Below are 4027 nucleotides of genomic sequence, written 5' to 3'. Positions count from 1 at the left end.
CAGATGAGCCGAAGGTTCTCCCGTTGGTTGTTCTCCGGGTTGCCGTCGATGTGGTCCAGGACCAGGGCGAGGGGCTGGTTCAGCCACACGCTGGCTCGGCCGCAGATCGCGCAGCAGCCCGACTGGGCAGCGGCGAGATGCAGCCGGATGTAGTGACCGCGTCGGCTGTCCACCCACGCCTCGCCGGATTCCAGCCAACGTTGTATTCCGGTATCACGCCGAACCGACGCCTGACACGCGTTACTGCAGTAGATCTTCTGACTGCGCTTCGTAAGCGGTGAACCGCAGCCGCGACACTGTCTCACACGGGTGACGCTACGACGTGGCTCCGACAAGACGTGCCTCCGACAACCAGCGGTCGTCGGATCGTGGAGCCTCCTATCGGGATTGAACCGATGACATTCCGCTTACAAGGCGAACGCTCTACCACTGAGCTAAGGAGGCGTGAAACGGGCCTAGCTTAACGGCTCGTCCTCGACGTCGATAACCCGCTGCGACGTCACCGGTCGATTGAACGGCCGGCCCCGCGGGCGACGGCCCGGAAACGGAATCCGGTCGGCGATGTTGCTGAGCGGATTGACGACCTGGCTGAGCACGATCACCGCCTCTCGCAGCGCCTCGATGGTCGGCTCGAGCGCCTCGAGCCCCGGCGCCAGGCGGTTCAGCGTGTCCGCGACGGTCGCGAGCTGCTCGAGTGGGCCGTTGCGGGCGGTCAGCGTGTCGACCACCCCGCCCTCGGCGAACAGCCGGTCCGCCACGCCGTCCTCGGCCAGCAACCTGTCGACCAGGCCGTCCTCGGAAAGAAGCTGGTCCACCAGCCCGCCGGGCTCGATGGCGCGCATCAGCCCGCCCTCTTCCTCGGTCAGCCGGTCCAGTGCACCGCCGGGGGTGGTCAGCCGGTCGACCACGCCGCCCGGTCGCAGGAGACGGTCCAGCGCTCCGTCCGGCGCCACCGCGCGTCCCAGCGGCTGGTCCTCGTCCATCAGTCGGGCCAACCGGTTCGCCCGCTCCACGGCCTCGTCGATGCCGAGCATGTAGGCCAGGGAAGGAGACCCGGGCTTGGCGCCGGACTTGGGCTCCCCCAACGTGCGGTATGCCACTTCGATGCCGCCCTTGGCCACGCCGATGCCCGCGTCCGCGACCGCCAGGCCGACGCGGACGGGCGCGAAGGCGAGGTCGGTCAGCGCTTTGCCGAAATTCATCTGCTCAGTCTATGGACAGCGCAAGGACAAACTCACAGGAAGTGCACAGGTAGTCGGCAGCACATTTCCAAGTGAACTGGTGGAGATTGAACCCATGGCCATGCCCGTTGAGCAGAACGTGCCCGAGGCGCGGGTGCTGGTGGTCGACGACGAGGCCAATATCGTCGAATTGCTCTCCGTGAGCCTGAAGTACCAGGGCTTCGAGGTCCACACCGCCTCCAACGGCGCAGCTGCACTCGACAAGGCACGGGAAGTGCGCCCCGACGCGGTCATTCTCGACGTCATGATGCCCGGGATGGACGGCTTCGGGTTGCTGCGCCGTCTGCGAGCCGACGGCATCGACGCCCCGGCCCTGTTCCTGACCGCACGCGACACCTTGCAGGACAAGATCGCCGGGTTGACGCTGGGCGGCGACGACTACGTGACCAAGCCGTTCAGCCTCGAAGAGGTGGTGGCGCGGCTGCGGGTGATCCTGCGCCGGACCGGCCGCGGTCACGAGGCCCCGCGCCCGTCGCGGCTCACGTTCGCCGACATCGAACTCGACGAGGACACCCACGAGGTGTGGAAGGCCGGCGAGCCGGTGTCACTCTCGCCGACCGAGTTCACGCTGTTGCGGTACTTCGTCATCAACGCGGGCACAGTGCTGTCCAAGCCGAAGATCCTCGATCACGTGTGGCGCTACGACTTCGGCGGCGACGTCAATGTCGTCGAGTCGTATGTCTCCTATCTGCGCCGCAAGGTCGACACCGGAGACAAGCGCCTACTGCATACGTTGCGTGGTGTCGGCTACGTCCTGCGCGAGCCGCGGTGAGCGCTCGCCTGACGAGCCGACAATAGCGGCGTGGCAGCTCGCGGCGGGAACACCAGAGGGCATGGCATTCCTCTGCGGGTGGGGCTGGTGGCTGCCACTCTGGTGCTGGTGGCGTGCGGGCTGGTGGCGTCGGGCGTCGCAGTCACGACGATCCTGCAGCACAGCCTGATGAACCGGGTGGATGACACCCTGCTCGACGCGTCCCGGGGGTGGGCCCAGGTGCCCCGGCGGCTGCCCGTCACCCCGATCGACGATCCCAACCCCGCGCGTCCTCCGTCCGATTTTTTCGTCCGCGGCATCGATCCGGACGGACAAATCTGGATGGCGGTCAACGACCGGGTGGCGGAGCCGGCGCTGCCCGCGGACAACGACGTCGGCCCGGTGCCGGTCACCGTCGGATCTGTTGATCACTCCGACGTGCAGTGGCGTGCGATGACGGTGCGGGGGCTGGGAGGCGAGCTCACCACGGTGGCCATCGACCTGTCCGACGTGAAGTCGACGGTGCGGTCCCTGGCCTACCTGCAGGCGGGTATCGGGGCGGCGGTCCTGGTGGTGCTCGCCATCGCCGGCTATGCCGTCGTGCACCGCAGCCTGCGGCCGCTGGCCGAGGTCGAACAGACCGCAGCCGCAATCGCGTCGGGACAACTGGACCGGCGCGTTCCCGAACGCGACCCGCGCACCGAAGTCGGCCGATTGTCGTTGGCGCTCAACGGGATGCTGACGCAGATCCAGCGGGCGATGGCCTCCTCGGAATCGTCGGCGGCGCAGGCCCGCACCTCCGAGGAACGGATGCGTCGCTTCATCACCGACGCCAGCCACGAACTGCGGACACCGTTGACGACGATCCGCGGCTTCGCCGAGTTGTACCGCCAAGGCGCTGCTCGCGACGTCGAGATGCTGATGAGCCGCATCGAGAGTGAGTCGCGGCGGATGGGATTGCTCGTCGAGGATCTGCTGCTGTTGGCCCAACTCGACGCGCAGCGACCGCTGGAACGCAAACGAGTGGATCTGCTCGCTCTGGCCACCGACGCGGTACACGACGCTCAGTCGATCGCGCCGCAACGCAGGATCCGCGTCGAGGTCTTCGACGGACCCGGCACCCCGGAGGTGGTGGGTGACGAGGCCAGGCTGCGTCAGGTGCTGAGCAACCTGATGGCCAACGCGCTGCAGCACACCCCCGAAGGCACCGGGGTCACCGTCCGGGTGGGAACCGACGAGGACAACACCGTCGTGGAGGTGTGCGACGAGGGGCCGGGGATGGGGCCGGAGGATGCGCAGCGCATCTTCGAGCGGTTCTACCGGGCCGACGCGTCGCGGACGCGAGCCAGTGGGGGCACCGGGCTGGGGCTGTCCATCGTCGACTCCCTGGTGTACGCCCACGGTGGCAACGTCAGCGTGACCACAGGCCCGGGTCAAGGATGCCGGTTCCGGGTGAAGCTGCCGAGGTTCGCCGACGCGTCGACAGCTGTCAGCGCAGCGTCGCCAACGCCGCCTTGATCTTCGTCTGAGCCTCGTCGAGCGACTCCGATGACGGGTTGCGGTCGACGTTGGCGAAGCCGAAATCCGACAGGTCACGGGCCGGGAAGACGTGCACGTGCAGGTGGGGCACTTCCAGCCCGGCGATGATGACACCGGCACGCTCAGCGTCGAAGGCCTGGCACACCGCCTTTCCGATCAGCTGCGAAACCTCCATGACCCTGCCGAACACCGCGGCTTCGAGGTTCTGCCACTGGTCGATCTCGGCCCGCGGCACGACCAGCGTGTGGCCCTGGGTCATCGGCTCGATCGTCAGGAACGCCACGATGTCGTCGTCCTCGTAGACGAAACGGCCAGGGATCTCCCCGTTGATGATTTTTGTGAAGACGGTCGCCATGCCGCCCACGCTACTCAGAAGGGTGGTGGGTCGTCGCCGTAGTCGGGGGTGTGGTCGGTGGGGTGGAATTGGTAGTCGGGGTAGTGGTGGCCCGGTGGTGGGGTCGGTGCGGTCGGTGCGCTTTCCAGCGCGCGTTCGGTG

The 4027-nt window shown here is 67.4% G+C and carries 5 protein-coding genes and 1 tRNA gene; 2 read left to right on the top strand and 4 right to left on the bottom strand.

Annotated elements, in window-relative coordinates; genetic code table 11:
• From WA944_RS18800 to WA944_RS18790, 3 genes are all read right to left on the bottom strand, one after another.
• On the bottom strand, positions 1-305 hold a 305-nt coding region (locus WA944_RS18800), incomplete at its 3' end, for an HNH endonuclease (RefSeq protein WP_526373217.1).
• 64 nt (positions 306-369) lie between these two features.
• Positions 370-444 (bottom strand) — tRNA-Thr (locus WA944_RS18795).
• An 11-nt stretch (positions 445-455) separates the two neighbouring features.
• Positions 456-1202: a hypothetical protein gene (locus tag WA944_RS18790; protein ID WP_526373215.1), complete on the bottom strand. Its 747-nt coding sequence runs from the start codon at positions 1200-1202 to the stop codon at positions 456-458.
• 94 nt (positions 1203-1296) lie between these two features.
• Here WA944_RS18790 and WA944_RS18785 point away from each other — a divergent pair, with 94 nt between their 5' ends.
• Together WA944_RS18785 and WA944_RS18780 are read left to right on the top strand one after the other, a co-directional pair.
• A complete protein-coding gene (locus WA944_RS18785) occupies positions 1297-2013 on the top strand; it encodes a response regulator transcription factor (RefSeq protein ID WP_163894923.1) in 717 nt (238 codons plus the stop codon).
• Between the two features lie 78 nt (positions 2014-2091).
• Positions 2092-3510: a sensor histidine kinase gene (locus WA944_RS18780; protein ID WP_526608079.1), complete on the top strand. Its 1419-nt coding sequence runs from the start codon at positions 2092-2094 to the stop codon at positions 3508-3510.
• Here the strand turns inward: WA944_RS18780 and WA944_RS18775 are convergent.
• Positions 3482-3886 (bottom strand): HIT family protein, encoded by a 405-nt coding sequence (locus WA944_RS18775; protein ID WP_526373213.1) that lies wholly within the window; start codon positions 3884-3886, stop codon positions 3482-3484. The two genes, WA944_RS18780 and WA944_RS18775, sit on opposite strands and share 29 nt — an antisense overlap.
• Between the last annotated feature and the right edge of the window lie 141 nt (positions 3887-4027).

The sequence above is a fragment of the Mycobacterium sp. genome, from assembly GCF_049683355.1.
In the GTDB taxonomy this organism is placed as follows: domain Bacteria; phylum Actinomycetota; class Actinomycetes; order Mycobacteriales; family Mycobacteriaceae; genus Mycobacterium.
Note: the sequence above shows the minus strand (reverse complement) of the source record. Positions and strands in the feature narration are given on the sequence as shown.

What these genes read in the sequence shown, in the direction of transcription:
- WA944_RS18785 (WP_163894923.1), top strand. Translation starts at nt 1,297, where the DNA reads ATGGCCATGCCCGTTGAGCAGAACGTGCCCGAGGCGCGGGTGCTGGTG.
- WA944_RS18775 (WP_526373213.1), bottom strand. Translation starts at nt 3,886, where the DNA reads ATGGCGACCGTCTTCACAAAAATCATCAACGGGGAGATCCCTGGCCGT.
- WA944_RS18790 (WP_526373215.1), bottom strand. Translation starts at nt 1,202, where the DNA reads ATGAATTTCGGCAAAGCGCTGACCGACCTCGCCTTCGCGCCCGTCCGC.